This is a genomic window from Streptomyces sp. KL109B (genome assembly GCF_030766935.1).
GTDB lineage: Bacteria > Actinomycetota > Actinomycetes > Streptomycetales > Streptomycetaceae > Streptomyces.
Genome location: NZ_JASERL010000017.1, coordinates 171309 through 196432, shown reverse-complemented (window position 1 = coordinate 196432; position 25124 = coordinate 171309). Strand labels below are relative to the sequence as shown.

The window sequence follows — 25124 nt, the reverse complement described above, 5'->3', positions numbered from 1 at the left end:
CCCCGTGACCCCACAGACCTCCAGCACCGCACCCCACCGACTCACCGGCGCCGCCCACGAGGTGGCGGCCCGCCTGGACCGGCTGCCGGTCACCCGCGTACAGCGCGGCATCCTCCTCAAGGGCGGCCTGAGCACCACGTTCGACGGCATGGACAACGGGATCGTGTCGTTCCTCCTGCCGATCGTGGCCGGTGTCTTCGCGCTCTCCGGCCTCGAACAGGGCGTGCTCGGCAGTTCCTCCCTGATCGGCGCCGTGATCGGCGCGCTGCTCGTCGGCTTCATCGGCGACCGCACGGGCCGCCGCAATCTGCTCGTCTGGTCGATGACCTGCTACAGCGCCGCGATGATCCTCGGCGCGTTCTCCCCCGACGCGTTCGTGCTCATCGCCACCCGGATCGTCGGCGGCGTCGCCATCGGCATCAACGCCAATATCGTGATGCCGTACTTGGCGGAGTTCTCGCCGCCGTCCAAGCGAGGTCACTTCGTCGGCTCGCTCGCCGGGTTCTTCGCGTTCGGCTACGTACTGGCCGCGCTGATCGGCTACTTCATCATCCAGGCCTTCGACGGCGGCTGGCGCATCGCGCAGATCGTCGTCGGGCTCCCGATCATCCTGGCCGTGTTCTGGCGGCGCAGCCTGCCCGAGTCGCCGCGCTATCTCGTCTCGCGCGGGCGGGTGGACGAGGCGTACGCGGAGGTGGAGCGCCTGGAGGACAAGGTCCGCGAGGCCACCGGCAAGCCACTGCCGGAGCCCGCGCCCTCCCCCGAGGGCGCCGCCGTCGCGGCCCCGGCCAACGACCGGCCCACCGGTCTCGCCCGCTTCATGGCGCTGTGGCGGCCGCCGCTGCTGCGCCAGACCGGGCTCGTGTGGGTGCTCTGGTTCTGCTTCAGCTTCGCGTACTACGGCTTCCTGGTGTTCCTGCCGACGCTCCTGGTCGACCGCGGCTTCTCGATCAGCGAGAGCTTCGGGTACTCCATCGTCATCGAGGTGGCCCAGGTCGTCGGCTACTACCCGGCGGCCGTGCTGTCCGAGCGGCTCGACCGCAAGTGGAGCATCGTCGTGTTCCTGCTCCTCGGTGCCGTGGCGGCGCTCGGTGCCGCGACGACCGACAGCGACGCGGTGGTCATCGTGTGCAGCGTGGCGCTGGCGTTCTTCCTCAACGGCGCCTACGCGCCCCTCTACACGTACACGCCGGAGGTGTATCCGACGTGGATCCGCGGCACGGGCGTCGGCGCGTCCGCCGTGTTCGGCCGGGTCGGCGCGGCCCTCGCCCCGGTGATCCTCGGCGCCGCCTACACCGGGCTCACGTTCGTCGGCGTGTTCCTGCTGCTGTGCGCCGTGATCGTGATCGCGGTGGTGGCGGTCGCCGTGTTCGGGACATCGACGCGGGACCGGAGCCTGGAGGACATCAGCGCCTAAGGACGGGGGTCCCGGTGCGCCGCGATCAGGGCGCGGTACCAGTGGTAGCTGTCCTTCGGTGTGCGCCGCTGGGTGTCGTAGTCGACGCGGACGATCCCGAACCGCTTCGCGTACCCGAGGGCCCACTCGAAGTTGTCGAGCAGCGACCACACGTAGTAGCCGCGCACGTCGACGCCCGCGTCCATCGCCGCGCGCAGTGCGGTGAGGTGGCTGTGCAGGTAGTCGACGCGGTCGGGGTCGTGGACGGCGCCGTCGGCGGCGGGTCCGTCGTGTTCGGCGGTGCCGTTCTCGGTGATGTGGACCGGCGGGAGGGCGTCGCCGTAGCGGGCCTTGAGCGCGGTCAGCAGGTCGGTGAAGGACTCGGGGACGACGGGCCAGCCCATCGCCGTGCGCCGCACATCGGGGTAGGGCCGTTCCTCGTACCGGTTGTCGGTGGCGACGCGGCGGGCCGGGTCCGGCTCGCGGTGCGGGGCGTCGGCGACGACGATCGGCCGGTAGTAGTTCACACCGAGGAAGTCGAGTCGCTGGCCGATGAGTTCGAGGTCGCCCTCGCGGCGGAAGTCCTGTGCGGTGATGAGTTCGCCCCAGGTGTCCTCGTCGCTCGCCGGGTAGCGGCCGGCGAGGATCGGTTCGGTCCAGACGAGGTTGTGCTGGGTGTCGGCGCGGGTGACGGCGGCCCGGTCGGCGGGGGTGTCGGTGGCGGGCACGTTCCGGTCGAGGTTCAGGGTGATGCCCGCTTCCCGTACTCCTGCCGCCCTGAGTGCCTTCATCGCGAGTCCGTGGCCGACGAGCAGGTGGTGTGCGGCCGCGAGCGCGCCTGTGCCCTCCTGCGCGCCGGGCGCGTGGCGGCCCACCGAGTAGCCGAGGAAGGCGCTGCACCACGGCTCGTTGAGGGTGATCCAGCGGGGGACGCGGTCGGCGAGGTGTTCCGCGACGACGGCCGCGTACTCCCCGAACCGTTCCGCGGTCTCGCGCACCCGCCAGCCGCCGCGGTCCTCCAGTGCCTGGGGCAGGTCCCAGTGGTAGAGGGTGGCGGCCGGTTCGATGCCCGCCTCCAACAGCTCGTCCACGAGGCGGGAGTAGAAGTCGAGGCCCTTCGCGTTCGCGGGCCCCTCCCCCGTGGGCTGGATGCGCGGCCAGGCGATCGAGAAGCGGTACGAGTCGACGCCGAGGTCGCGCAGCAGTGCCACGTCCTCGCGGTAGCGGTGGTAGTGGTCGCAGGCGATGTCGCCGGTGTCGCCTTCGTGGGTGCGGCCGGGGGTGTGGCTGTAGGTGTCCCAGATGGAGGCGCCGCGGCCGTCCTCGGTGGCGGCTCCCTCGATCTGGTACGAGGCGGTGGCCGCGCCGAAGACGAAGCCGTCGGGGAACACGGGGAGCGGGGTCAACTCTCGCATGTGGGGCCTCACTTGATGGATCCGCCGGTGATTCCGGCGGCGATGTACTTCTGGGCGAGGACGAGCAGCACGGCAGCCGGGATCGCGGACAGCACGGACGCGGCCATGACCGAGCCCCAGTCGCCGACATGTGCGCCGATGTACTGGTAGATGCCGAGCGTGACGGGCTTGACGTCGTCGGTGGTGTTCAGCGTGAGCGCGAACATGAAGTCGCTCCACGCGTACAGGAAGGAGAACAGGCCCGCCGTGATGAGGGAGTTGCGGCTCATCGGCAGCACGACCTGGAGGAAGGTGCGCACCCTGCCCGCGCCGTCGGCCTCGGCCGCCTCGATGACCTCCTGCGGGATCGCCACCATGAAGGAGCGCATGAGGACGATGGCGAAGGGGATGCCGAGGGATGCGTCGGCGAGCATCAGGCCGAAGTAGGAGTTGACCAGGCCCAGATCGACGTACGCGCTGTAGAGGGCGTTGGCGATGACGATGCCCGGCACCATCTGCGTGATGAGGGTGCCGAAGACGATGCTCTGGGTGCCGGGCAGCCGGAACCGGGCGAGCCCGTACGCGGCGGGCGCGGCGATGGCGAGACAGATCGCGACGGCGCCGAGCGCGACGCCGAGCGAGGTGAGCAGGTGGCCGCCCTGTTCGCGGATCGCGGAGGTGAAGCCGGACAGGTCCAACGAGCTCGGCAGCGGCGAGACTTCGAGTAGTCCCGACTCGGGCTGCAGCGCCGTGTTGACCATCCAGTACAGCGGGAACAGCATCACGCCGAGAACGAGCACACCGGCGACGGTGGCGCCCCAGCGGCGCCGGGACGTGTGAGTGACGGTCGTCGCCACGTGGGTCACTTCCCCTCTGAGCGGTTGGCCCGCAGGTAGATCACCGCGAAGACGGCGGAGACGAGGATGAGGACGTTGCCGACGACGGCGCCCGCGCCGAAGTCGAGCTCGACGAAGGAGTTCTGGTACGTGAGGGTGCCGAGCGTCTGCGTGGAGTCGGCGGGGCCGCCGTCGGTGAGCGCGAGGATCAGGTCGAGGATCTTCACCGTGGACATGAAGCCCAGGACGAGGACGACGGTGACGACGGGCTTCAGGAGCGGGAGTGTGACGGACCGGAAGGTGCGCCAGGCGGAGGCGCCGTCGAGGGACGCGGCCTCGTTCAACTCCTTGGGGATTTCCTGGAGTCCGCCGTAGAGGATCACCATGTTGAACGGGATGCCGATCCAGATGTTCACCATGACCACGGAGAACAGGGCCATGCCGGGGCTGGTCAGCCAGGGTGTGTGCCCGTCGAGGCCGATGAGCTGCGCGAAGGAGTTGAGGACGCCGGTGTCCTGGTCGAGGATGCGGCGCCACACGATGCCGGACACGACCATCGGGACGAGCCAGGGCAGCAGGATCAGCGAGCGCAGGAAGCCGTTCAGCGGGAACCGCTTGGTGAAGAAGACGGCGAGCGCGAGCCCGATGCAGAACTGTCCGGCGAGCGAGCCGACGGTGAAGACGAGGGTGTGCCACAGCGCCTTGCCGAAGAGGTCGTCCTCGAAGACCTTGCTCCAGTTGTCGGTGCCGTTGAAGGGGGACTTTCCGTCGAAGAACGTGGACGGCGAGAAGTCCTGGAAGCTCATCACGATGTTGCGGACGAGCGGGTAGCCGAAGAAGAGCAGCATGAAGACGACGGCGGGGGCGATGAAGCCCCACTGGCTCAGCCTGCGGCGGCGGCGCGCGCGGGCCGGGTCGGTCCTCGCCCCAACTGCCGTGCGCTGTACGGCGGGTGTGGTGTCCGCGGTGCCGGTGGTGGCGTTCGTGGTGGTGACGCTGGTGGAGGCGCCGCTGGAGGCGCTGGTGGACGACATGCTGGTGACTCCCCCTCAGTTCCCGCTCGTGGCGCGGGACTGCGCCTTCTTCAGCGCCGCCGCGCTCGACTGGCCGGTCAGCGCCGACTGGAAGGCGCTCTGCAGGGCGAGCGACACGGACGACCAGCGGGCGCCGACCTTGGCCGTGCGGGAGCGGGCGGTGGCCACCTGGTCGGCGAGTGCGTCGAGTTCGGGCACTTCCGCGCGCCAGGTCTCGGCGGCCTTCGCGTTGGCGGGGACCATCCAGCTGTTGCGGGCGTAGGTGATCTGCTCGCGCTCGGACGACATACAGCGGATGATTTTCGCGGCGGTCTTCTGGCGCCCGGTGTCCTCGGTCTTCGGGACGGTGAGGACGGCGCCGCCGAGCGGTGCGACCGACTTGTCACCGCTGCTCGGGACCGGGATCCGGGCGATCTCCCAGTGCAGGTTCTTCTTGGTGTCGAGGGTCTCGACCTGCCACGGGCCGTTGATCATCATGGCGGCGTTGCCGGCCATGAACTGGTCGTTGACGTCGGCCTGCGTCCAGTTGACGGTCGACTTGGACAGGGAGCCGTCCTTGATGAGGCCCTTCCAGTAGTCGAGGGCGCCCACGACCTTCGGCCCGGCGAGGTTCGTCTCGTCGCCGCCGTTGGACCACATGAAGGGCGCGAACTGGAAGACGCCGTCCTCCGCGCCGCCCGCGCTGAGCGCGATGCCGTACTGGCCGCCCCGCGTCAGCTTCTTCGCGGTGTCCCTCATCTCGCCCCAGGTGGTGGGGACTTCGGCCCCGGCCTTCTTCAGGATGTCCTTGTTGTAGAAGAGGGCGAGGGTGTTCACCGTGCGCGCGGCTCCGTAGTACGTCCCCTTGTACGAGCCGAAGTCGACGATGCCCTTCGGGACGCCCTTCGTGCTCAGCCCCAGGGTGCGCAAATCGACCAGGCCGCCGGCCTCGGCGAAGGTCGGCATCTCGGAGGCGTCGAACTGGATGACGTCCGGGAGGGACTTCGACGACGCCATGCGCAGCGACTTCTGCATGACCTGCGCGGCGGGGACGCTCTGCTGCTCGATGGTGAGGCCGAGCCGCTTTCCACAGCGCTTCAGCGTGGCGGCGTCCCAGCCGTGGTACGAGGCGTCGGTCGAGGAGTTGAGGACGGTGAACACGGCCGGGTCGCGTTGCTGCCCGCAGCCGGTGAGCGCCGCGCCGGCGACGAGTGCGGAGCAGGCGGAGAGTGCCACGGCGGTGCTTCGGCCGCGGCGGCGGCGCCGGGGGCGCGTTCCGTCCGGTGGAAGTGCTGGTGTCACGGTGGATGCCCAAGCCTTGGAGGTGGCCGCGCTGAGCGCGTTTGTTTTCCGCCATGACTAATACGTCATCAAGCGCTTCGACACCAGACCCACGGCAACACTTCATGACTCGTACACGACCTGATACATGCCGTGATTGCCATGTCGAAGCGCTTCGACAATTCTTCGCTCCGACCTCTTGATCTTTGGAAGTCCGTCAGCTCAAATGCGGTCTACAGGCACCTACCGCGAGGAAGATGATGAAGTTCACCGACGGCTTCTGGCTGATGCGCGACGGGGTCCAGGCCTCGTACGCCACCGAGGTCCGTGACCTGCGCGTCGACGCCGACCGTTTCACCGCGTTCGCCGCCGTCAAGCGGATCGAGCGGCGCGGCGACACCCTCAACTCCCCCTTGCTGACCGTCGATTGCTTCACCCCCGCCGAGGGCGTCATCGGCGTCCGCGTCACCCATCACGCGGGCAAGCGGCACCCCGGACCCGACTTCCGGCTCCCGGGCGAGGACTCCGGCGCGGACTGCGGCACCGGGACCGTGCGCCGCGAGGGCACGCGCGTCGAGCTGTCGAACGGACCGCTCTCCGTGCACCTCGACGAGGCCGCGCCCTGGCAGCTGTCGTTCCGCGACGCGGAAGGCCGCGAGGTCGCCTCATCGGGCCGCAAGGGCGCCGCGTTCTTCCGTACGGGCGACGGCGCGCACCACATGGCGGCGCAGCTGTCACTCGGCGTCGGCGAGCAGGTCTACGGCCTCGGCGAGCGCTTCACGCCGTTCGTGCGGAACGGCCAGGTCGTCGACATGTGGCAGGCCGACGGCGGCACGAGCAGCGAACAGGCCTACAAGAACGTCCCGTTCAGCCTGCACGTCTCCCCCTCGGGCGCATACGGCGTGTTCGTGAACCACCCGGGCAGGGTCTCCTACGAGATCGGCTCGGAGTCGGTCGGCCAGATGCAGTTCAGCGTCGAGGACCAGTCCATCGAGTACTACGTGGTCGCGGGCCCCACCCCCAAGGACGTGCTGCGCCGCTACACCGCGCTCACCGGCCGCCCGGCGCTGCCGCCCGCCTGGTCGTTCGGCCTGTGGCTGACGACGTCGTTCACCACGTCGTACGACGAGGAGACGGTCACGCGGTTCGTGGACGGCATGGCGGAACGCGACATCCCGCTGAGCGTCTTCCACTTCGACTGCTTCTGGATGCGCGAATACCAGTGGTCGGACTTCGAGTGGGACCCGGCGGTCTTCCCCGACCCGGTGGGCATGCTGGCCCGCCTCAAGGAGCGCGGACTGCGCGTCTCCGTGTGGATCAACCCGTACATCGCGCAGAAGTCGGCCCTGTTCGACGAGGCCGCGGCGCACGGCTACTTGGTGAAGACCCCGCGCGGTGACATCTGGCAGTGGGACCTGTGGCAGGCGGGCATGGCGCTCGTCGACTTCACGAACCCGGACGCCCGCGAGTGGTTCCGCGCGAAGCTCAAGGTGCTGCTCGACCAGGGGGTCGACTGCTTCAAGACGGACTTCGGCGAGCGCATCCCCACCGACGTCGTCTGGCACGACGGCTCCGACCCGGAGCGCATGCACAACTACTACACGCACCTCTACAACGAGGTCGTCTTCGATCTCCTGGAGAAGGAGCGGGGCCGCGGCGAGTCCGTCCTGTTCGCCCGCTCGGCCACCGCGGGCGGCCAGCAGTTCCCGGTGCACTGGGGCGGCGACTGCTGGTCGTCGTTCGGCGCGATGGCCGAGTCGCTGCGCGGCGGGCTGTCCCTGTCGCTCTCCGGCTTCGGCTTCTGGTCGCACGACATCGGCGGCTTCGAGGGCACCCCCGACCCGGCCGTCTTCAAACGCTGGCTCGCCTTCGGCCTCCTCTCCTCCCACAGCCGCCTGCACGGCTCGTCCTCGTACCGCGTGCCATGGGAGTTCGGCGAGGAGGCGGTCGACGTGACACGACGCTTCACGCGCCTCAAGCACCGCCTCATGCCGTACCTGTACGGGGCCGCGGTCGAGGCCCACACGACGGGCGTGCCACTAATGCGCCCGATGCTGCTCGACTTCCCCGCCGACCCCACGGCCCGCACCCTCGACCGCCAGTACATGCTCGGCCCCGACCTGTTGGTGGCACCGGTGTTCTCCGCCGACGGGGACGTGGAGTTCTACGTTCCCGAGGGCACGTGGACGCATCTCCTCACCGGCGAACGGGTCGAGGGCCCGGCCTGGCGCCGCGAATCCCACGGCTTCGACAGCCTCCCCCTGTACGTGCGTCCCGGCGCGGTCGTCCCGATGGGCGCGGACGACTCCCGCCCGGACGGCGACTGGCTCGACGCACTGACGCTGCTGGTCACTCCGGACGCGGCGGACGTGACGGTGTCGGTGCCCGATCCGCACGGCGACGTGGCCGCGACGTACCGGGTGGTGCGGGACGGCTCGTCGCGCGCGGTGGCGGTGTCGGTCGAGGAGGGGCGCGCGGAGGCGACGGTGACCGTGAAGGAACTCTGACGCCCCGTCACTCTCCCATTCCCTAGTGCAACGCCAGGAACGGCGCCGACGCCAGCAGGAACGCGACCATCGCGTACTTCAGGCGCCGGGCCGGGATGGCGTGGGCGATGCGCCAGCCGATGAGGACGCCGGCCAGTTCCGGCACGCCCACCAGGGCCGCGAGCGCCCAGTCGACGTCGCCGTGGAGCACGTACGCGACCGTGCCCACGCTCGCGATGACGATCGACTGGGCCTGCGCGGCGGCCAGGGACGACAGGACTGGCAGGCCGGCGACGACGAGCAGGGGCACGCTCAGCATGGGCCCGCCGAGCCCGAAGAGGCCCGCCACGACCGCGACGACGCCGCCGATCAGGGCCGTGCGGCCGAGGGGGATGCTCGCGCGTTCGGACTCCCGCGGGGCACGGCGGTCGCGCACCCACACCAGGACGCCGGTGACGACGACCGCGCAGGCCAGCAGGATCCCGAAGCCACGCCCCGCGACAAGGGTGTTGCACAGCACGCCCAGCGGCGCACCCACCAGCGCGGCGCCTGCGAGCGTCGCGGCGACGCGGCGGGTGCCGGGTTCCCGGAGCTGCCCCGAGCGCGCGTACGCGGCCGTGCCGAGCAGGCCCGTCGCGACGTGCGTGACGATCGCGGTGCCCGCGACGCCCGAGGGCGTCAGGCCGGAGAACAGGAACAGGCCGATGGTGGGCAGCACGCCGCCGGGCCCGAGCGCGGTGATCCCGATGCCGCCGAGCAGCCCGGCCACCGCCAGGAGTGCGAGGTGTGTCGTGTCCAGGGTCATGTGTGCTTCCTCAGTCCTTCTGTTCCTCTGTCCCTGTGTCGCTAGTCCCTCGGCAGGACGGCCCGCAGGGCGAACCGGTCGGCGCGCACTCGCAGTGACTCGGCGTCGACGGGGCGGCCGTCCGCGAGCCGGGTCAGCCGGTCGATGGTGAAGAGGGCGGCGCCCTCCGCGATGTGCAGCAGGCGCGCGGTGTCCGGGTCGGCGGTGACGGCGTGCACGGTGACCTCGGCGCTGCCGAGCCGGGTGCCGCTGGTCTCCTCGATGAGCGCGAACAGATCGCGTCCGGCGAGGTGGCGGTCGAGCAGCGGGCGGCCGATGTCGGGGGCGAGCCAGGTCGAGTCGAGGGAGAGCGGGGTGCCGTCGAGGCATCTCAGGCGCTCGATGTAGACCGCCTCGGAGCGCTCCGGCAGGTCGAGGCGCTGGGTGATCGCGGGTGGCGCGTGCGGCACGACACGTGCCTCGCGCACCTCGTTGGTGACGGTGCCGTACGCGGTCAACTCCTCGGCGAGGCCCACGAGCCGGTCGAGTCCGTGCCCGGCCTTGTGTCCTGTGACGAGGGTGCCGATGCCGCGCCGCCGGGTGACGACCCCTTCGTCCCGCAGCAGGTTCAGGGCCTCGCGCACGGCGTTCCGGGTGGCTCCGAGGGAGCGGCCCAGGTCGCGCTCGTCGGGCAGTACGCCCTCGTACGCGCCGTCGACGATCCGCTGCCGCAGTACGTCGGCGACGCGGCGTGCCCGATCGGCCCGCGTCCCGTCACCGTGCTCCATGCCAGTCCCTTCTCCGCCTCCGCGCTTCGTGTGACGGCAGACCGTACGCCTTCTTATGTTTCGCGGGTGTTACGCCACCCCGTCCGACCTGCATAAACGTCTGACCTGCGGCGGAGTGCACACCATCGGCGGCAACGCCGGTCACGGCACGGCCCACCGCCACCGCGCTCCGCCCGCGCCGCCACACCACCGAACCCCCGGCGCCCCCTCCCGCGCCCGCTCCAACTCCCCCATGAATTACCCTGGTTGACACACCCACTCGCACAGCCACCCCACGCCCACCCACCGACGCATCGGAGCGACTCGTGCCCCAGGACCGTCCGCTGATCGACAGTGACGCACCGCATTCGGCCCGTATCTGGAACTACTGGCTCGGCGGCAAGGACTGCTACGAGATCGACCGCCAGGTCGGTGACGCGATTCAGCAGGTCAACGCGGAGATCGTGCACGTGGCGCGGGCCCAGCGCGACTTCCTCGCGCGCACCGTCTCGTACCTCGTGCGGGAGGCGGGCATCGGGCAGTTCCTCGACATCGGCACCGGCCTTCCCACCATCGACAACACGCACGACGTGGCGCAGCGGCACGATCCGACGGCGCGCATCGTGTACGTGGACCACGACCCGGTCGTGCTGCGGCACGCGGAGGCCCTGCTGACCAGCACTCCGCAGGGGGCCACCGACTACATCGAGGCCGATCTGCGGAACCCCGCCGACATCCTCCGGCAGGCCGGGCGGACGCTGGACTTCGGCCGTCCGGTCGCCCTGATGCTGCTCGGCGTGGTCGCCCATGTCACCGACGAGCGGGCCTACGGACTCGTCGAGGAGCTGAAGAGCGCGCTGCCCGCCGGCAGTCACCTGGTGCTGTGCGACAGCACGGAGGTGTACCACCCCGAGGCCACTCGCGCGATGGTGGAGCAGTGGAACAGCACGAGTGACAACCCGCGGACCAACCGCACACCGGAGGAGATCGGCCGCTTCTTCGACGGATTCGACCTGGTGGAACCCGGTCTGACCTCGGTGTCCCAGTGGCGCGCCGAGGGTGACGACGGTGAACTCCCGGACCCGGTCAGCAGTTTCGGTGGCATCGGACGCAAGGCGTAGGGCGCGTCAACACGTCAACTCCCCTACCGTAAAAGGAGACCGATCTGTGCTGACGGGCCACATGATGGGTACCCGGGTGAGTACCATCCGGCCCTACAGCACACGTGCACACACACGCACGCACACGCACGTACACCGACAGATCACTCCTTGCCACGAAAGCGAGCCACCATGTCGGACACCACACCCCAGGCCGAGCTCAAGTCCCGCTACGCGGACCGGATCGCGGACGATCTGGCGCACAACGAGAACGAGTTGAAGCGGATCAGCGAGGAAATCGCCGCTCTGCAGGCCGAGTTGGGGACGCTCGAGGAGAATCGCGCCCTCCTGGAAAGCATGTTGAAGTCCCTGAGCAGCGGCGAACTCCCGCCCACCCCCGCACCCACCGCCGCGAAGGCCGTCGGCCGGGCGGCGGGCAAGGTGCCGCGCCAGCAGACCCGCGAGAAGGCGGTCGCCCCCAAGTCCCCGAAGGCCTCGAAGGCCCCGCAGTCGAAGAAGGCCCGCGAGACGCCGGCCGCCGCGGCCAAGGCCACCAAGTCCGCCGCCCCCGCCAAGACCGTCACCCCGACCGTCAAGAAGTCCGGGCAGCAGAGTGGCACGCTGGTCGACCTCATCGTGTCCCAGCTGGGCGCCGAGACCTCCCCGCGGTCCGCCGCCGAGATCACCACGACGCTGCAAAAGGCGCACCCCAAGCGGGAGTTCAACATCAAGGTCGTCCGCAACACGCTGGAGGCCCTGGTCGCCAAGGCGCGCGCCGAGCGCACCCGTCAGAAGCGCTCGGTCTTCTACGTCGCCTCCCCCGCCGCCACGGACACCAAGGCGGGCCAGGACAAGGCGGCCGAGAGCAAGCCGGCGGAGCCGAAGGCCAAGGCCGCGGAGACGGCGTGACACTCGGCGTGGGCTCCCGGCTCCGGGGCTCCCCGGACGAGCTCCTCGACCGCTTCCGCCTCGACGTGGCGCCGAGCCGCACGGCGGGCGTGCGGCACCACCTGTTCCGGCGGAAGTAGCCGCGCCGCGCGCCCGCCGAGTCACGTACCCGGGCTCAGTGGCCGCGCGCGTGGAAGGGTTCCGGTTCGATCAGGACGCAGCGTGTCCCGGTGTAGATGGTGGGCATGCAGCGGTTGCAGTGGATGCACAGCGAGTGGCTGGGGCGGCCGGCCGCGCGGTCCTCGGCGAAGCGGTTGACGAGGTCGGGTTCGCGCAGCAGCGCGCGGGCCATCGCCACGAACTCGAAGCCCTCGGTCATGGCCTGTTCGGCGGTCTCCCGGTCGGCGACGCCGCCGAGCAGGATCAGCGGCAGCTTGAGGGCGGCGCGGAACTGACGTGCCGAGGGCAGCAGGAACGCCTCCTCGTAGGGGTAGGCGCGGATGAACTTCTTGCCGACGCGCTCGATGCCGAACCGCTGGGGCTGCGGGAACGTCGCCGCGAACTGCCGCACGGGCGCGCCGCCGCGGAACAGGTACATGGGGTTCAACAGGGAGCTTCCTGCGGTGAGTTCGAGGGCGTCGACGCTGCCGTCCTCCTCCAGCCAGGCGGCCGTGCGCAGGCTCTCGTCGAGCCAGATGCCGCCGGACACCCCGTCGTCCATGTTGAGTTTGGCGGTGACTGCGATCTCGTCGCCGACCTCGTCGCGCACCGCCCGTGCCACGCCCCGGGCCACCTTGGCGCGGCCCGCGAGCGTGCCACCGTACTCGTCCTTGCGCTTGTTGAGTTTCGGGCTGAGGAACGAGCTGGCGAAGTAGTTGTGCCCGAGGTGGATCTCCACCGCGTCGAACCCGGCCTCGACGGCGATGCGGGCCGCGCGGGCGTGGGCGCGGGTGACGCGGGCGATGTCCTCGCGGGTGGCGGGGCGGGCGAAGCGGAGGGCCTGGAGGTTGAGGAAGCGGCTGGGCGCGAGCGCGGGCAGACCGTTGGAGACCGGGTCGGCGACGGGTCCCGCGTGCCCGATCTGCGCGGAGATCGCGGCGCCCTCCGCGTGCACGGCCTCGGTGAGGCGGCGCAGTCCTGGCACCGCTTCGGGGCGCATGTGGATCTGGTCGCGTTCGGTACGTCCCTCGGGGGCGACGGCGCAGTACGCGACGGTCGTCATGCCGACGCCGCCGGCCGCGGGGCGCCGGTGGTATTCGATGAGTTCGTCGCTGACCAGGGCGCCGGGCGTGACACCTTCGAAGGTGGCCGCCTTGATGACGCGGTTGCGCAGGGTGAGGGGGCCGAGCTTGGCCGGGGCGAGCAGGTCGGGGACGTCGGGGGTGGTGGTGCGGGTGGAGTCGGCTGTGCTCATGGCGGTGCAACTCCTCTGGTGGGGGACAACGATGGGTTCAGGGGCGGGCGTTGAGGCCCGCCGTGACGAAGGCGATGACCGTGTCCACGGGCGGACGCGGGGTGCCGCCGAGCTCGGCGGTGGCCGACTGGGGCTCACCGTAGAGCTGGAGCAGCAGGTCGAACGTCATGCGCAGGCGGTGCGCGGCCTCGGTCCGTGAGAGGTCGGGGTGTGCGGCGCACAGCAGGTCGCGCCACGAGGCGTGCCCGAACCACCGCGCGTCGAAGGGGAGTTCACGGCGGCGCAGTACGACGCGGGCCAGCAGGTGCAGCAGCATGCGGCCGTGCGGCGTCCCCGTCAGCTCGTCGAGCGGCCGCACCAGCACGTCGACGAACTCCTCGACGCGCGGGGCGCTCCCCTCGCCGAGCCGCCGCTCCACGTCCGCGAGCGGCCCCGCCCACAGCGGTCCGAGGCGGCTCTGCAACAGGGCGGCGACGAGGTCTTCCTTGGTGCCGAAGTGGTAGTGGACGGCGGCCGGGTTCATGCCCGCCGCCGCGTTGACCGCGCGTACGGAGACCTGCTCGTACCCCTTCGCGAGGAAGAGCCGCTCGGCGGCGTCGAGCAGTGCCGCCCGTGTGGTGTCGGTGGGCATGCGCACCAGGACAGCACGGCGCCGCACACTTTTCAATCAGTGTTTCAATCAGTGATGGAAAACTGCTGATTCGCTTCTGGCGGGTTACGCGGCGCCGTGCCGCCGCAGGAACTCCTGGGTGCGCTGCGCCGTCGCCACGATGCGCCACTGCCGGTCCGGGTGGGCGAAGTTGTCGGTGAACTCGTCGGCCGCGCTCTGGTGCGCGCTCATCGCGCCGAGCAGCCGCAGGATGTGCTCGGCGGGCGGCCGGGTCATGAGTTCGGACCAGCGGGCGGCGCCGAGGACGAATTCGGCGCGGCGGCGGGCTACGCGCCGGCAGAACAGCTCGTCGAAGGCGAGGTCCTCGGCGATCGCGTCGGCGACGATCTGGGCGGAATACGAGGCGGAGTTGGCGCCCTGACCGACGATCGGGTCGAGGGTGGTGTGCGCGTCACCGAGGGCGAGTGCGTGGCGCCCACCTGGCAGGGGTGTGTGGTCGGCGCGCACGGTCGGTGTGATCGCGGTCCGCACCACGTCGAGGGGGCCCGTCGGCCCGAAGTCGGCGGGGGCGACGCGTTCGAAGACGGTCGGGTGGTGGTGCGCGAGTTCGTCGAGCAGCGCGCGCAGGAAGCGCTGTTGGTCCTCCCCCGCGTCCGCCGCGCACAGTGCGTCGGCCCCGCCGCCGGGCACGCACTCGAAGAGCAGCGCGGTGACATGGCCCGCGCCCGAGTACAGCGGTATCTCGATGACTTCGCCCCGGCCCGGCGCGATGGACAGGGTCACGCCCTTCGGGGCCGTCGGCGCGACGCCGTGGTAGAGCCCCGCGCACAGCAGACGGCGGGGCGCCTCGACGGTGGCGGAGTCGGCGACCGTCGGGAACAGACCCGCGAGGGGGCCGCGCCCCGACGCCACGACGAGCAGGTCGTGCCGGGCCGCGACGTGTTCCAGGTCCGCGGGAGCCACCTGCCGCACCACCACATCGCCGCCGCGCTCCTGGAAGTCCCCGGCGAGCGCGGGCAGATAGAGCCGGTGGTCGACGGCCCGCGAGGGCGCGCGGAAGTCGCCCCGGAAGATCAGCGGCGTGGGCCCGCCCACGTAGTGGTGGTGGCAGCCGTAGCCGTACGTGTCACCGGGCCAGCGCTGCACGCCGAGCGCGGCCTCCCGCATCAGGGTCGGCGCGTGGTGGGCGACGGTGGCCGGCAGCCGGCCGTTCGCGGCGGCCTCGGGGGCCCGGTCCGTGTAGATGGTGGCGTCGATGTCCTGTTCGCGCAGCAGCAGCCCCAGGTGCAGGCCCGCCACTCCGGTTCCCACGATCCCGATGTCCGGCATGCGCGCTCTCCCCCACGACGAGTCCGACTCGGTGACAGATCCATACGGTGCGGCGCCAGTGCGCCTACCCGAGGCCCGGCGCGCACATGCGGTATCGGTGCACGATCTCCGTAGACACGGCTCGACGTGCTGTGATGTCATCCGTTCCGGCGGATCGGACACCCCCACGCTGCTCGCTTTGGCCCGAAAGACGACTGACCCCTCATGCAGAAGACAAAGGCCGCGCTCTGGGAGTTCCTCCAGAGCCTCGGCAAGACATTCATGCTGCCCGTGGCACTGCTCGCGTTCTGCGGCATCATGCTCGGCATCGGCTCCTCGCTCTCCAGCGACGCCGTCACCAACAATCTGACGTTCCTTCAGGGCCAGGGTTTCCACCTGGTCTTCACGTGGATGGCGAACACCGGCCAGGTGGCCTTCCAGTTCCTCCCCGTGATGTTCGCGATAGCCATCCCCCTCGGCCTCGCCCGCGAGGACAAGGGGGTCGCGGCCTTCTCCGGCTTCGTCGGTTTCGCCGCGATGAACCTCGCGGTGAACTTCTATCTCACCGCCAAGGGCGTCGACTTCGACGACGCGAAGGCGATCGCCCACTACGGCATCGCCGATGTCATCGGCATCCAGTCCATCGATACGGGACTCCTCGGCGCGGTCGCCGTTGGCATCGTTGTCAGCTTCCTTCACCAGCGGTTCCGTACCCAGCGGATGCCGGACGCGCTGGCCTTCTTCGGGGGCCTGCGGTTCGTCCCGATCGTCTCCGCGCTCACGCTCAGCGTGCTCGGTCTGCTGATCCCGCTGGTGTGGCCGACGTTCAACGGCTGGATCACCGACCTGGGCCGCGCGATCGGCCACGCGGGTGTGTTCGGCCCGTTCTTCTTCGGTATGGGCGAGGTGCTGCTGCGCCCGGTGGGCCTGCACCACATCCTGGTCGCCATGTTCCGCTTCACCGACGTCGGCGGTTCGGGCGCCGTCTGCGGGGACCAGGTCTCCGGCGCCCTGAACATGTTCTACGCGCAGCTCAACTGCTCGAAGCCGCCCACGACCGCCGTCACCGACGCCACCCACTTCCTCTCGCAGGGCAAGATGGCGGCCTACCTCGGCGGCCTGCCGGGCGCCGCGCTCGCCATGTACCACTGCGCCCGCAAGAGCATGCGCCCCGAGATCAAGGCGCTGCTCGTCTCCGGTGTCGTGGCGTGTGTCGTCGGCGGCATCACGGAGCCGCTGGAGTTCCTGTTCCTGTTCATCGCGCCGTGGCTGTACGTCCTCCACGCGGTCCTCGTCGGGCTCGGCTTCCTCGCCGCCGCCGTGCTCGGGGTGTTCATCGGCAACACGGACGGCAATGTCATCGACTGGCTCGTCTTCGGCGTCCTGCAAGGCACCACCACGAAGTGGTACCTGGTGCCGGTCATCGCGGCGGTGTGGTTCGCCGTCTACTACTTCCTGTTCCGCTGGGCCATCAGGCGCTTCGACCTGAAGACGCCGGGGCGCGAGGAGGCGGCGGCCGAGGACGAGTCCGCCGAGGAACCGGCCGGTGAGGACGACGCTCCCCGTGAGCTGATCGCCGGGAAGTACGACGCCGTGGCGATCCTCGACGCGATCGGCGGCGCGGACAACATCACGTCGCTCGACAACTGCATCACTCGCCTCCGCCTGACCGTCGAGGACGCGGAACGGGTGGACGAGCAGCGCCTGAAGAAGCTGGGCGCCGTCGGTGTGGTGAAGCTCGACGCGCACACCGTGCAGGTGGTCATAGGTCCGCAGGTGCAGTCCGTGAAGGACGCCATCGCCACCATGGTCCCGGCGGGCTGAGCCGTGCGACACCCCTCCCCCGCCGACAACCGCGCCTACGACTTCGACACGGTCGTCGACCGGCACGGCACGTGGTGCACCCAATGGGACTACGTCGAGGACCGTTTCGGTGTGCCGGACCTGCTGCCGTTCACGATCTCCGACATGGACTTCGAGACGGCCCCCGAGGTACTCGCGGCGCTGCGCGCCCGGCTCGACCACGGCGTCCTCGGCTACTCCCGCTGGCGCCACGACGACTTCCTGTCCGCGATCGTCGACTGGTACGCGACGCGGCACGCCACCCCCGTGGATCCGGAGTCGATCGTCTACGGCCCGTCCGTCATCTACCAGGTCGGCCAGCTGCTGCGGCTGTGGTCGCACCCCGGCGACGGCGTCGTGACGCACACCCCGACGTACGACGCGTTCCCGAAGTCGGTCGCCGCGCACGAACGGCGGCTGCTGACCTGCCCGTTGGGCGACTGGGACGAGCTGGAGCGGCTGCTTGCGCTGCCGGACACGTCGGTGCTGCTGCTGTGCTCGCCGCACAATCCCACCGGCCATGTGTGGACGGCGGCGGAACTGGACCGCATGGCCGGGCTGTGCGCGCGGCACGGCGTGGCGGTCATCAGCGACGAGATCCACTCGGACCTCGCCCACCCGCCGGCCACGCACCGCCCCTGGCCACTGCACGCGGCCCACGGCACGCGCTGGGCGGTCGTCACGTCTGCCTCGAAGTCCTTCAACATCCCTGCCCTGACCGGGAGTTACGGCATCGTCGGCGACCCGGACTCCCGCGACGCCTATCTGCGCGGCCTCAAGGAGGCCGACGGCCTGTCGTCACCCGCCGTGCTCTCGCTGGTCGGCCACATCGCGGCGTACCGGGAGGGCGGCCCCTGGCTGGACGCGCTCGGCGACTACCTGCGCGGCAATCTCTCGTACGTGGCTCAGCGCCTGTCGGAGGCGTTCCCCGAGCTCGACTGGGCGCCGCCGCAGGCCGGTTATCTCGCCTGGATCGATCTGCGCCCGCTCGGCGTGGACGAGGACGCGCTCCAGCGCGAACTCGTCGAACGGCAGCGGGTGGCGATCATGCCGGGCACGGCGTACGGCGCGGCCGGGCATCTACGGCTGAACGTGGGGTGCCCGCGCTCGAAGGTCGAGCGCGGGGTCGGCGCCCTCGTCGACGGCGTACGCGCCGTCCGCCGCTGAGGTTCAGGTCAGCGTACGAGGGCGTACACGGCCCAGCCGAGGAGGAACAGCACCACGATCCCGGTCACGATCGCGGTGCCCTTCCCCGGCTCCATGGAGCGCTCGCGCTCCATTTCCTTCTCCTTGAGGAACGCCTTCGTGTCGGCTTCGGTGCGTGTGCGCACCCACTGTCCGCTCGGTGCAAACATTTCGCGTGCCTCCCCGTTTCGACTGATCTTCCCCTCCTAACCGGATCAGGGCGCGCCAAACGTGCGTTCAGGCCCCGGCGCCGCGCAGTTCGGCGAGGGCCGCGGCGGTCAGGGGGCGGGGCGCGGCGTCCGCGGCCGGGTCGACGAGGACGACCGTGCAGGCGCAGGCGTGGGTGAGCGCGGTGGTGAAGCTGCCGTCGGCGAACTGGGCGAGCGGGCCGCGCGGCGAGTGTCCGACGGCCACGACGCGGGCACCGACGTCGGCCGCGTGCCGGGCGAGCGCCCGCCCCGCGGCGGCGTGGTCCCCGACGCTGCCCAGCACCTGCCCGGTGGCGGCCACGCCCTGTCCGGCGAGCCGGTCGAGGTGGGCGGTGACGGCGGCGCGGGCCTGCGCCAGGTCCTCGGTGTCGGCGGCCTGGTCGTCGACCACGGCGGTCTGCTGCACGTGCACGACCTCCAGGGGGCTGCCGGTGCCTTGGGCGAGGCGCGCGGCGGCGTCGACGATGGCGGGCGCCCGGTCGTGGTCCCCGACGGCGACGACGACGCGCGGCTGTGTGCTCCTGGCCGGGGCGCCGACGGGCGTCAGCGCGGGCCGCACCGGCTCGCCGTCCCCCGTGTCCGCCTCCGCCTGCCGCAGCAGCCGGTGCCCGCTGGCGAGGACCGGGATGGCGAGGAGGAAGGTGAGGGCGGCGAGGTAGAAGGGGACGCTGAGGTCCATGGCGTCGGCCAGCTTGCCGGCGACGTACGGCGCGAGGCCGCCGCCGATGAACCGCAGGAACCCGTACGCGGACGAGGCGACGGGGCGTTCCACCGGGGAGACCAGCATGACGGCCTGCGTGGTGAGCGTGTTGTTGATGCCGATGAAGGCGCCGCTGACGATGACGGCGACAATCACGACGGTCGGCGTCGTGACCCCGGCGGCGATGACCGCCATCACGACGCCCAGGCAGAACAGATTCGCGTAGAGGACGGCGGCGGTGCCGTAGCGGGCCTGGAGGCGCGGCGCGAAGTACACGCTGAACAGGGCGACGAGCAGACCCCAGCCGGTGAAGACGAGGCCGAGCTGATGCGCGTCCAGCTCCATGGGGTACGGCGCGTACCCGAGCATCGTGAAGAAGCCCCAGTTGTAGAGCAGCGCCATGATGCCCATGGTCAGCAGCCCGCGGTGGCGCAGCGCCTTGAGCGGGGCGATCGGTGACGTGATCCTCTTGGGCCTGGGCAGGTCGGGGACGAAGGCGATGGTGGCGACGAGCGCGATGGCCATGAGGACGGCGACGCCGAAGAAGGGTCCGCGCCAGCTGATCGCCCCCAACTCGCCGCCCAGGAGCGGCCCGACGGCGATACCGAGGCCGAGGGCGGTCTCGTAGAGGATGATCGCGCCGCCGAATCCGCCGCTCGCCGAGGCGACGATGACGGCGAGGGAGGTGGCGATGAACAGGGCGTTGCCGAGCCCCCAGCCGGCCCGGAAGCCGACGATGCCGTTGATGGAGTCGGTGGCTCCGGCGAGCGCCGAGAACACGACGATGACGGACAGGCCTATGACGAGGGTGCGTTTGGCGCCGAAGCGGCTGGAGAACCAGCCGACGACGAGCATCGCGACGGCCGTCACGATCAGATAGCTGCTGAACAGCAGCGACACCTGGCTGGGTGTGGCGTGCAGGCTGTCGGCGAGCGCGGGCAGGATCGGGTCGACGAGGCCGATGCCCATGAAGGAGATGACGCAGGCGAACGCGACGGCCCAGACCGCCTTGGGCTGCTTGAAGGGGCTCGCGGACTTCGCGGTGGGTGCACTCATGTGTGTGCTTCTCTTTCGCGACGTATGGACGAGGTCGGTACGGAGGGGTGCGGGTGTCGGCTCCGCCGGCGTCAGCCGCGCAGGTGCCGTTCCTGGATCACGCGCGCGAGGGCGGGCAGGGCGAGGCGCACGGCGGCCTGTTCGGCCTCCGTCAGCTCCGCGACCAGGTCTTCGAGGGCCTGGTCCCGTTCGGCCCTGCGCTGCCGGGAGATCTCCATGCCGCTGTCGGTGACGTCGACGAGGACGCCCCGGCCGTCGCTGTGGTGGGCGGTGCGCCGGACGAGACCCGCGCGTTCCATGCGGGTCACGAGCTGCGTCATGTTCGGCTGCGAGACGCCTTCGGCGCGGGCCAGGTCGGTGAGGCGCTGCGGCCCCTCGCGGCCCAGCCGGGCGAGGGCGGAGGAGGCCGCGGTGCTCAGGCCGCCGGTGACGGCGCTCCTGCGCACGTGGCGGACCAGCTGTTCCACGGACGCGATCAGGCTCTCGCCAGGGTCCATAACCCGCTTATGCATGCAGCCATCATGCATTTACGTGTACGGGGAAACAAGATGTCGGCCAGACTTCTCTGGCCGCCCGGGACATGTCAACCACTCGCCACGAAAAACGGGACGCCGCCCTCCACGGACGACGCCCCGACCCCCTCCGCCCGACCGCTCAGGCGGCGCGCTTCGGCAGCTTCCAGTTCGGCCGCGGGAAGTGGCAGGTGTAGCCCTCGGGGTAGCGCTCCAGGTAGTCCTGGTGCTCCGGCTCGGCCTCCCAGAAGTCGCCGACCGGCTCGACCTCGGTCACGACCTTCCCGGGCCACAGTCCGCTCGCCTCGACGTCGGCGATGGTGTCGACGGCGACCTCGCGCTGCGCCTCGTCCGCGTAGTAGATCGCGGAGCGGTAGCTACGGCCCAGGTCGTTGCCCTGGCGGTCCTTCGTGGTCGGGTCGTGGACCTGGAAGAAGAACTCCAGCAGGTCCCGGTACGTGATCACCGAGGGGTCATAGACGACCTCGATGGCCTCGGCGTGGTCGCCGTGGTTGCGGTACGTGGCGTTCGGCGTGTCACCGCCGGAGTAGCCCACGCGCGTCGACAGTACGCCGGGCCGCTTGCGGATCAGGTCCTGCATGCCCCAGAAGCAGCCACCGGCCAGCACTGCCTTCTCGGTTGTCTCCGACATACGCCACTCCCTGAACTGCCTGAACTGCCTGAAAACTGCCCGCGCCGTCCGACACGACGAGCGAAATCCTACGGACCACGGATCTTCCAGCCTAAGCCGAACCCCTAAAGCAAAGCTATCGCACCCCATAAGGCAGCCTTATGTGCCCATAGACGGGACCCGCCTACCTGCTAAGGCTTGCCTTACTTTAGGCTTCCCTTCAAGCACTCGTGGCCCGACCAGCGCCTACGGTCCACGGGAACCACCTCGAAGGGATACCTGAACCATGTCTCGCCCCCTGAGGGTCGCCATCGTCGGAGCCGGCCCCGCCGGCATCTACGCCGCCGACGCCCTGCTCAAGTCCGAAACGGCCGCCGAGCCGGGGGTGTCCATCGACCTCTTCGAGCGCATGCCGGCCCCCTTCGGCCTGATCCGCTACGGCGTCGCGCCCGACCACCCGCGCATCAAGGGCATCGTGAAGGCCCTGCACCAGGTGCTCGACAAGCCGCAGATCCGCCTGTTCGGCAACGTCGACTACCCGCGCGACATCGACCTCGACGACCTGCGCGCCTTCTACGACGCGATCGTCTTCTCCACGGGCGCCACGGCGGACCGCGCCCTCGACATCCCGGGCATCGAGCTCGACGGCTCCCACGGCGCCGCGGAGTTCGTCGCCTGGTACGACGGCCACCCCGACTTCCCCCGGACCTGGCCGCTGGAGGCGGAGAAGGTCGCCGTCCTCGGCGTCGGCAATGTCGCGCTCGACGTCGCGCGCGTGCTCGCGAAGACGGCGGACGAGCTGCTGCCGACCGAGATCCCGGCCAATGTCCACGAGGGCCTGAAGGCGAACAAGGCCAAGGAGATCCACGTCTTCGGCCGCCGCGGCCCGGCCCAGGCGAAGTTCAGCCCCATGGAGCTGCGCGAGCTGGACCACTCCCCCAACATCGAGGTCATCGTCAACCCCGAGGACATCGACTACGACGAGGGTTCGATCGCCGCCCGCCGCAGCGAGAAGCAGACCGACATGGTCGCCAAGACGCTGGAGAACTGGGCGATCCGCGACGAGGGCGACCGCCCGCACAAGCTGTTCCTGCACTTCTTCGAGTCGCCGACCGAGATCCTCGGCGAGGACGGCAAGGTCGTCGGCCTGCGCACGGAGCGCACCGAGCTGGACGGCACCGGCAACGTCAAGGGCACCGGCGACTTCACCGACTGGGACCTCGGCGCCGTCTACCGCGCGGTCGGCTACCTCTCCGACGAACTGCCCAAGCTGCCCTGGGACATCAAGTCCGGCACCGTCCCGGACGAGGGCGGCCGGGTCATCCAGGAGAGCGGCGAGCACCTCCAGTCCACGTACGTGACGGGCTGGATCCGGCGCGGCCCGGTCGGCCTCATCGGCCACACCAAGGGCGACGCCAACGAGGCGATCTCGAACCTGCTCGCCGACCACGCGGAGGGCCGCCTGCAGACGCCGGTCTCGCCCACCCCGGAGTCCGTCGACGAGTTCCTCGGCGAGCGCGGCGTCCGGTTCACGACGTGGGAGGGCTGGTACAAGCTCGACGCCGCCGAGAGGGCGCTCGGCGAGCCGCACGGCCGTGAGCGCATCAAGATCGTGGAGCGCGAGGAGATGCTCGACGCCAGCGAGGCGTGACCTCTTCGGGGCGGTCGGCCGCGACCCCGGCCGACCGCCCCACGCATGACCGCGCCCCGCACCTCGCGTGCGGGGCGCGGTCATGTGCGATTCACGCGGGGGATAAAGTGGCGGTACATATAGATGTAAAGACCACTGACCTTGCCCGCCGCGGAGACGCCTTGCCCCAGATCACCGTCGACTACTCACCCCGCCTCGGCGACACCCTGGACCGGGCCGCCCTCGCCACCGAGCTGCACGCCCTCGTCGTGGAGGGCTCCGGCTCGCGCGGCACCTGCAAGACGTTCTTCCGCGCCGCCACGGAGACGTACGTGATGGGCGGCGAACACGAGGACGTGCCGGTGGTGCACGTCGAGGTGGCGCTGCTGCCGGGGCGCAGCGAGCGGACCATGAACCGCCTCTCGCAGCGGATCCTGGCGCTGCTGGTCGAGCGGGTGGGCGCGGGTGGCGCGGACGTGGTGTGTTCGGTGGAGGTGCGGCCGCTGGCGGCGTACAGCCTGTATCCGACGCGGCGGGAGTGGAGCGCGAGGACGGGCGCGCGTCCGCAGCGGCACGGGTGCACTCCGGCCGCCTAGGGTTCTCGTGACGGCTCCGCCCGTGGTCACCGGGACGGCTCCGCCGAGGGCCGTGCCGCCTTCCTGACGTCGAACGTCTCCAGCGCCTTCCCGGTGCCGTCGAGCACTCGCCAGGTGTCGCCCGTGGCCAGGACGAGTTCGTCGCTCCCGTCTCCGTCGACATCCGTCGCCCGCACCAGGGCGCCCGACCACGGACCGCGCCACGGCTCCGAACCGAGGCCGGGCGAGGAGCCGCCGCGCAGGATGTCGACCCGGTCGTGCCCGCGCACGCGGTCGCTGTCACTGCGGACCACGAGGTCGTCGCAGCCGTCGCCGTTGACGTCCGCCGTCATCAGGTCGATGCCGAAGCCGCCCTTGCGTACGCCGCCGTCGATGACGACCGGGGCGTCGGGCGCCTTGCCGTAACGGATCGTCACCTTGCCCTTGCGGTCGAGTGGTTCGAACTCGTCGCTCATGGGGACGCCGCTGTCGCCGAGGGCGACGTCGGGACGTCCGTCGCCGTCGAAGTCCCCCACGGCGGCGCTCTCGCCCTTCGGCAGGCGTACGGGCTTTGTGGCGAGGCCGCTCGCGGTGTCCGCTCCCCCGGTCAGCAGAAGGGGCGTCGTCGGCTCGCCGTCCTTGTACGCCAGCAGATCCGTGGCCCGGTCGCCGGTCATCTCGACCGCTTGCAGCCGCATGCCGGTGACGGCGTCGTGGTCGTCCTGGTAGGCGTCGGTGCGTTCGGTGATCCGGGCGGGCTTTCCGGTGCGGGTGAACGGGCCGTTCAGCACCATGAGATGACGCTCGTGCATGCCGGTGCGGTAGGTGGCGAGGTCGGTGTGGCCGTCGCCGTCGAAGTCCCCGGCCACCGGCGGATCCCGGTAGACGTCGCTGTCCTTGCTGATCCGCACCGGCTGGCCCTTGCCCATGTGCGGCAGCGGGATGCGTGCGGCCCGGTGGGCGGGGGCCGGGCCGTGCACGCCGCCCCACTGCACGTGGGCGCTGCCGCCCGCCACGAGATCGAGGTGGCCGTCGCCGTCCAGGTCGGCGACGACCGGGCCCCTCAACCAGTAGTTCATGCGGTCGTGTTCGGGCAGGCCGAAGTCCGTGGGGGTGAATACGGTGCGGTCCTCGGACCGTGGGCCGTGCGAGGAGCCGTGCAGCAGGGCGATGCGACCGGTCTGGAAGACGTCCCCGTTGCTGGCGGGCACGCCGAGTGCCAGGTCGGGGTGGCCGTCGCCGTCGAGGTCGGGGGCGGGTGTGCCGGAGGCCTTCGCGGTTGCGGTCGACGCCGCGCAGGCGCTGTCCTGGACCGGCGGATAGCCCTCGTCGTGGCGGGCGCCCGTGGCGGTGCCCAGGAGCAGCGCGGTGGCGAGGAGGGCCATGCCTCGTCGCCGCCACCGCGGGCCGCCGTGCGCGGGTTCGGGTGCGGCCGGCTCGGATGTCATGGAGCCACTAGAACCGATGTACTCGCACGGTTTCCAGCGCCGAGATCGCTCCGTTACGT

22 protein-coding genes and 1 pseudogene are annotated in these 25124 nt (G+C 70.6%); 9 read left to right on the top strand and 14 right to left on the bottom strand.

Annotation, left to right across the window (positions count from 1 at the left end; all coding sequences use genetic code 11):
- Positions 1-4 precede the first annotated feature (4 nt).
- The gene (locus RBJ65_RS39420) at positions 5-1417 is read left to right on the top strand and encodes an MFS transporter (protein WP_306321954.1); all 1413 of its coding nucleotides are present in this window, start codon (positions 5-7) and stop codon (positions 1415-1417) included.
- Here RBJ65_RS39420 and RBJ65_RS39415 read toward each other — a convergent pair.
- From RBJ65_RS39415 to RBJ65_RS39400, 4 genes are all read right to left on the bottom strand, one after another.
- On the bottom strand, positions 1414-2811 hold the full coding sequence (locus tag RBJ65_RS39415) for a GH1 family beta-glucosidase (protein WP_372341390.1): 1398 nt from the start codon (positions 2809-2811) through the stop codon (positions 1414-1416). The genes RBJ65_RS39420 and RBJ65_RS39415 overlap by 4 nt on opposite strands.
- 8 nt (positions 2812-2819) lie before the next feature.
- Complete coding sequence (locus RBJ65_RS39410; protein WP_306322047.1) at positions 2820-3572, bottom strand: carbohydrate ABC transporter permease; 753 nt, start codon at positions 3570-3572, stop codon at positions 2820-2822.
- Between the two features lie 80 nt (positions 3573-3652).
- Positions 3653-4660, bottom strand: coding sequence for a carbohydrate ABC transporter permease (locus RBJ65_RS39405; protein ID WP_306321955.1), 1008 nt, complete (start codon positions 4658-4660; stop codon positions 3653-3655).
- Positions 4661-4675: 15 nt separating this feature from the next.
- On the bottom strand, positions 4676-5875 hold the full coding sequence (locus RBJ65_RS39400; RefSeq protein WP_306321956.1) for a sugar ABC transporter substrate-binding protein: 1200 nt from the start codon (positions 5873-5875) through the stop codon (positions 4676-4678).
- A gap of 305 nt (positions 5876-6180) precedes the next feature.
- Between RBJ65_RS39400 and yicI the strand changes: the two genes are divergently transcribed.
- Positions 6181-8427, top strand: coding sequence for an alpha-xylosidase (gene yicI / locus RBJ65_RS39395; protein ID WP_306322048.1), 2247 nt, complete (start codon positions 6181-6183; stop codon positions 8425-8427).
- Between the two features lie 22 nt (positions 8428-8449).
- Here the strand turns inward: yicI and RBJ65_RS39390 are convergent, their stop codons facing one another.
- Together RBJ65_RS39390 and RBJ65_RS39385 are read right to left on the bottom strand one after the other, a co-directional pair.
- On the bottom strand, positions 8450-9211 hold the full coding sequence (locus RBJ65_RS39390) for a sulfite exporter TauE/SafE family protein (RefSeq protein ID WP_306321957.1): 762 nt from the start codon (positions 9209-9211) through the stop codon (positions 8450-8452).
- A 41-nt stretch (positions 9212-9252) separates the two neighbouring features.
- Entirely contained in the window at positions 9253-9978 is a 726-nt protein-coding gene (locus tag RBJ65_RS39385; RefSeq protein WP_306321958.1) for a GntR family transcriptional regulator, read from the bottom strand.
- 305 nt (positions 9979-10283) lie between these two features.
- Between RBJ65_RS39385 and RBJ65_RS39380 the strand changes: the two genes are divergently transcribed.
- The 3 genes and pseudogenes from RBJ65_RS39380 to RBJ65_RS39370 all read left to right on the top strand — a co-directional run.
- On the top strand, positions 10284-11078 hold the full coding sequence (locus RBJ65_RS39380; protein WP_306321959.1) for an SAM-dependent methyltransferase: 795 nt from the start codon (positions 10284-10286) through the stop codon (positions 11076-11078).
- Between the two features lie 171 nt (positions 11079-11249).
- On the top strand, positions 11250-11966 hold the full coding sequence (locus RBJ65_RS39375; RefSeq protein WP_306321960.1) for a hypothetical protein: 717 nt from the start codon (positions 11250-11252) through the stop codon (positions 11964-11966).
- A pseudogene (locus RBJ65_RS39370) lies at positions 11963-12085 on the top strand (deaminase); the annotation flags it as partial. The gene RBJ65_RS39375 and the pseudogene RBJ65_RS39370, both read left to right, overlap by 4 nt.
- A 35-nt stretch (positions 12086-12120) precedes the next feature.
- Here RBJ65_RS39370 and RBJ65_RS39365 read toward each other — a convergent pair.
- From RBJ65_RS39365 to RBJ65_RS39355, 3 genes are all read right to left on the bottom strand, one after another.
- Positions 12121-13359, bottom strand: coding sequence for an NADH:flavin oxidoreductase (locus tag RBJ65_RS39365; RefSeq protein WP_306321961.1), 1239 nt, complete (start codon positions 13357-13359; stop codon positions 12121-12123).
- A 37-nt stretch (positions 13360-13396) separates the two neighbouring features.
- The gene (locus RBJ65_RS39360; RefSeq protein ID WP_306321962.1) at positions 13397-13990 is read right to left on the bottom strand and encodes a TetR/AcrR family transcriptional regulator; all 594 of its coding nucleotides are present in this window, start codon (positions 13988-13990) and stop codon (positions 13397-13399) included.
- An 84-nt stretch (positions 13991-14074) separates the two neighbouring features.
- The gene (locus RBJ65_RS39355; RefSeq protein ID WP_306321963.1) at positions 14075-15298 is read right to left on the bottom strand and encodes a styrene monooxygenase/indole monooxygenase family protein; all 1224 of its coding nucleotides are present in this window, start codon (positions 15296-15298) and stop codon (positions 14075-14077) included.
- Positions 15299-15502: 204 nt separating this feature from the next.
- On the opposite strand from RBJ65_RS39355, the gene malX reads away from it, so the two are divergent.
- Complete coding sequence (gene malX, locus RBJ65_RS39350) at positions 15503-17101, top strand: maltose/glucose-specific PTS transporter subunit IIBC (RefSeq protein ID WP_306321964.1); 1599 nt, start codon at positions 15503-15505, stop codon at positions 17099-17101.
- Positions 17102-17104: 3 nt separating this feature from the next.
- Positions 17105-18286 carry a MalY/PatB family protein gene (locus tag RBJ65_RS39345; protein ID WP_306321965.1) on the top strand — a complete coding sequence of 394 codons (1182 nt, stop codon included), beginning with the start codon at positions 17105-17107 and terminating at the stop codon, positions 18284-18286.
- An 8-nt stretch (positions 18287-18294) separates the two neighbouring features.
- Here RBJ65_RS39345 and RBJ65_RS39340 read toward each other — a convergent pair whose 3' ends face one another.
- The 4 genes from RBJ65_RS39340 to msrA form a co-directional block, all read right to left on the bottom strand.
- On the bottom strand, positions 18295-18474 hold the full coding sequence (locus RBJ65_RS39340; RefSeq protein WP_306321966.1) for a hypothetical protein: 180 nt from the start codon (positions 18472-18474) through the stop codon (positions 18295-18297).
- Between the two features lie 67 nt (positions 18475-18541).
- Complete coding sequence (locus tag RBJ65_RS39335) at positions 18542-20269, bottom strand: MFS transporter (protein WP_306321967.1); 1728 nt, start codon at positions 20267-20269, stop codon at positions 18542-18544.
- A 71-nt stretch (positions 20270-20340) separates the two neighbouring features.
- Positions 20341-20781, bottom strand: coding sequence for a MarR family transcriptional regulator (locus RBJ65_RS39330; RefSeq protein ID WP_306321968.1), 441 nt, complete (start codon positions 20779-20781; stop codon positions 20341-20343).
- 142 nt (positions 20782-20923) lie between these two features.
- Positions 20924-21433, bottom strand: a complete 510-nt coding sequence (msrA, locus tag RBJ65_RS39325) for a peptide-methionine (S)-S-oxide reductase MsrA (RefSeq protein ID WP_306321969.1) — start codon at positions 21431-21433, stop codon at positions 20924-20926.
- Between the two features lie 265 nt (positions 21434-21698).
- Between msrA and RBJ65_RS39320 the strand changes: the two genes are divergently transcribed.
- Together RBJ65_RS39320 and RBJ65_RS39315 are read left to right on the top strand one after the other, a co-directional pair.
- The gene (locus RBJ65_RS39320; RefSeq protein WP_306321970.1) at positions 21699-23063 is read left to right on the top strand and encodes an FAD-dependent oxidoreductase; all 1365 of its coding nucleotides are present in this window, start codon (positions 21699-21701) and stop codon (positions 23061-23063) included.
- A gap of 161 nt (positions 23064-23224) precedes the next feature.
- Positions 23225-23638 (top strand): 5-carboxymethyl-2-hydroxymuconate Delta-isomerase, encoded by a 414-nt coding sequence (locus RBJ65_RS39315; RefSeq protein WP_306321971.1) that lies wholly within the window; start codon positions 23225-23227, stop codon positions 23636-23638.
- A gap of 26 nt (positions 23639-23664) precedes the next feature.
- On the opposite strand, the gene RBJ65_RS39310 is transcribed toward RBJ65_RS39315, so the two are convergent.
- Positions 23665-25065 (bottom strand): FG-GAP and VCBS repeat-containing protein, encoded by a 1401-nt coding sequence (locus RBJ65_RS39310; protein ID WP_306321972.1) that lies wholly within the window; start codon positions 25063-25065, stop codon positions 23665-23667.
- Positions 25066-25124: the final 59 nt, after the last annotated feature.

Coding starts and splice junctions, on each gene's coding strand:
- RBJ65_RS39385 (WP_306321958.1), bottom strand. CDS start 9,978: ATGGAGCACGGTGACGGGACGCGGGCCGATCGGGCACGCCGCGTCGCC.
- RBJ65_RS39405 (WP_306321955.1), bottom strand. CDS start 4,660: ATGTCGTCCACCAGCGCCTCCAGCGGCGCCTCCACCAGCGTCACCACC.
- RBJ65_RS39360 (WP_306321962.1), bottom strand. CDS start 13,990: ATGCCCACCGACACCACACGGGCGGCACTGCTCGACGCCGCCGAGCGG.
- RBJ65_RS39320 (WP_306321970.1), top strand. CDS start 21,699: ATGTCTCGCCCCCTGAGGGTCGCCATCGTCGGAGCCGGCCCCGCCGGC.
- RBJ65_RS39415 (WP_372341390.1), bottom strand. CDS start 2,811: ATGCGAGAGTTGACCCCGCTCCCCGTGTTCCCCGACGGCTTCGTCTTC.
- RBJ65_RS39330 (WP_306321968.1), bottom strand. CDS start 20,781: ATGCATAAGCGGGTTATGGACCCTGGCGAGAGCCTGATCGCGTCCGTG.
- RBJ65_RS39355 (WP_306321963.1), bottom strand. CDS start 15,298: ATGCCGGACATCGGGATCGTGGGAACCGGAGTGGCGGGCCTGCACCTG.
- yicI (WP_306322048.1), top strand. CDS start 6,181: ATGAAGTTCACCGACGGCTTCTGGCTGATGCGCGACGGGGTCCAGGCC.
- RBJ65_RS39390 (WP_306321957.1), bottom strand. CDS start 9,211: ATGACCCTGGACACGACACACCTCGCACTCCTGGCGGTGGCCGGGCTG.
- RBJ65_RS39375 (WP_306321960.1), top strand. CDS start 11,250: ATGTCGGACACCACACCCCAGGCCGAGCTCAAGTCCCGCTACGCGGAC.
- msrA (WP_306321969.1), bottom strand. CDS start 21,433: ATGTCGGAGACAACCGAGAAGGCAGTGCTGGCCGGTGGCTGCTTCTGG.
- RBJ65_RS39335 (WP_306321967.1), bottom strand. CDS start 20,269: ATGAGTGCACCCACCGCGAAGTCCGCGAGCCCCTTCAAGCAGCCCAAG.
- RBJ65_RS39310 (WP_306321972.1), bottom strand. CDS start 25,065: ATGACATCCGAGCCGGCCGCACCCGAACCCGCGCACGGCGGCCCGCGG.
- RBJ65_RS39365 (WP_306321961.1), bottom strand. CDS start 13,359: ATGAGCACAGCCGACTCCACCCGCACCACCACCCCCGACGTCCCCGAC.
- malX (WP_306321964.1), top strand. CDS start 15,503: ATGCAGAAGACAAAGGCCGCGCTCTGGGAGTTCCTCCAGAGCCTCGGC.
- RBJ65_RS39410 (WP_306322047.1), bottom strand. CDS start 3,572: ATGCTGTTCCCGCTGTACTGGATGGTCAACACGGCGCTGCAGCCCGAG.
- RBJ65_RS39340 (WP_306321966.1), bottom strand. CDS start 18,474: ATGTTTGCACCGAGCGGACAGTGGGTGCGCACACGCACCGAAGCCGAC.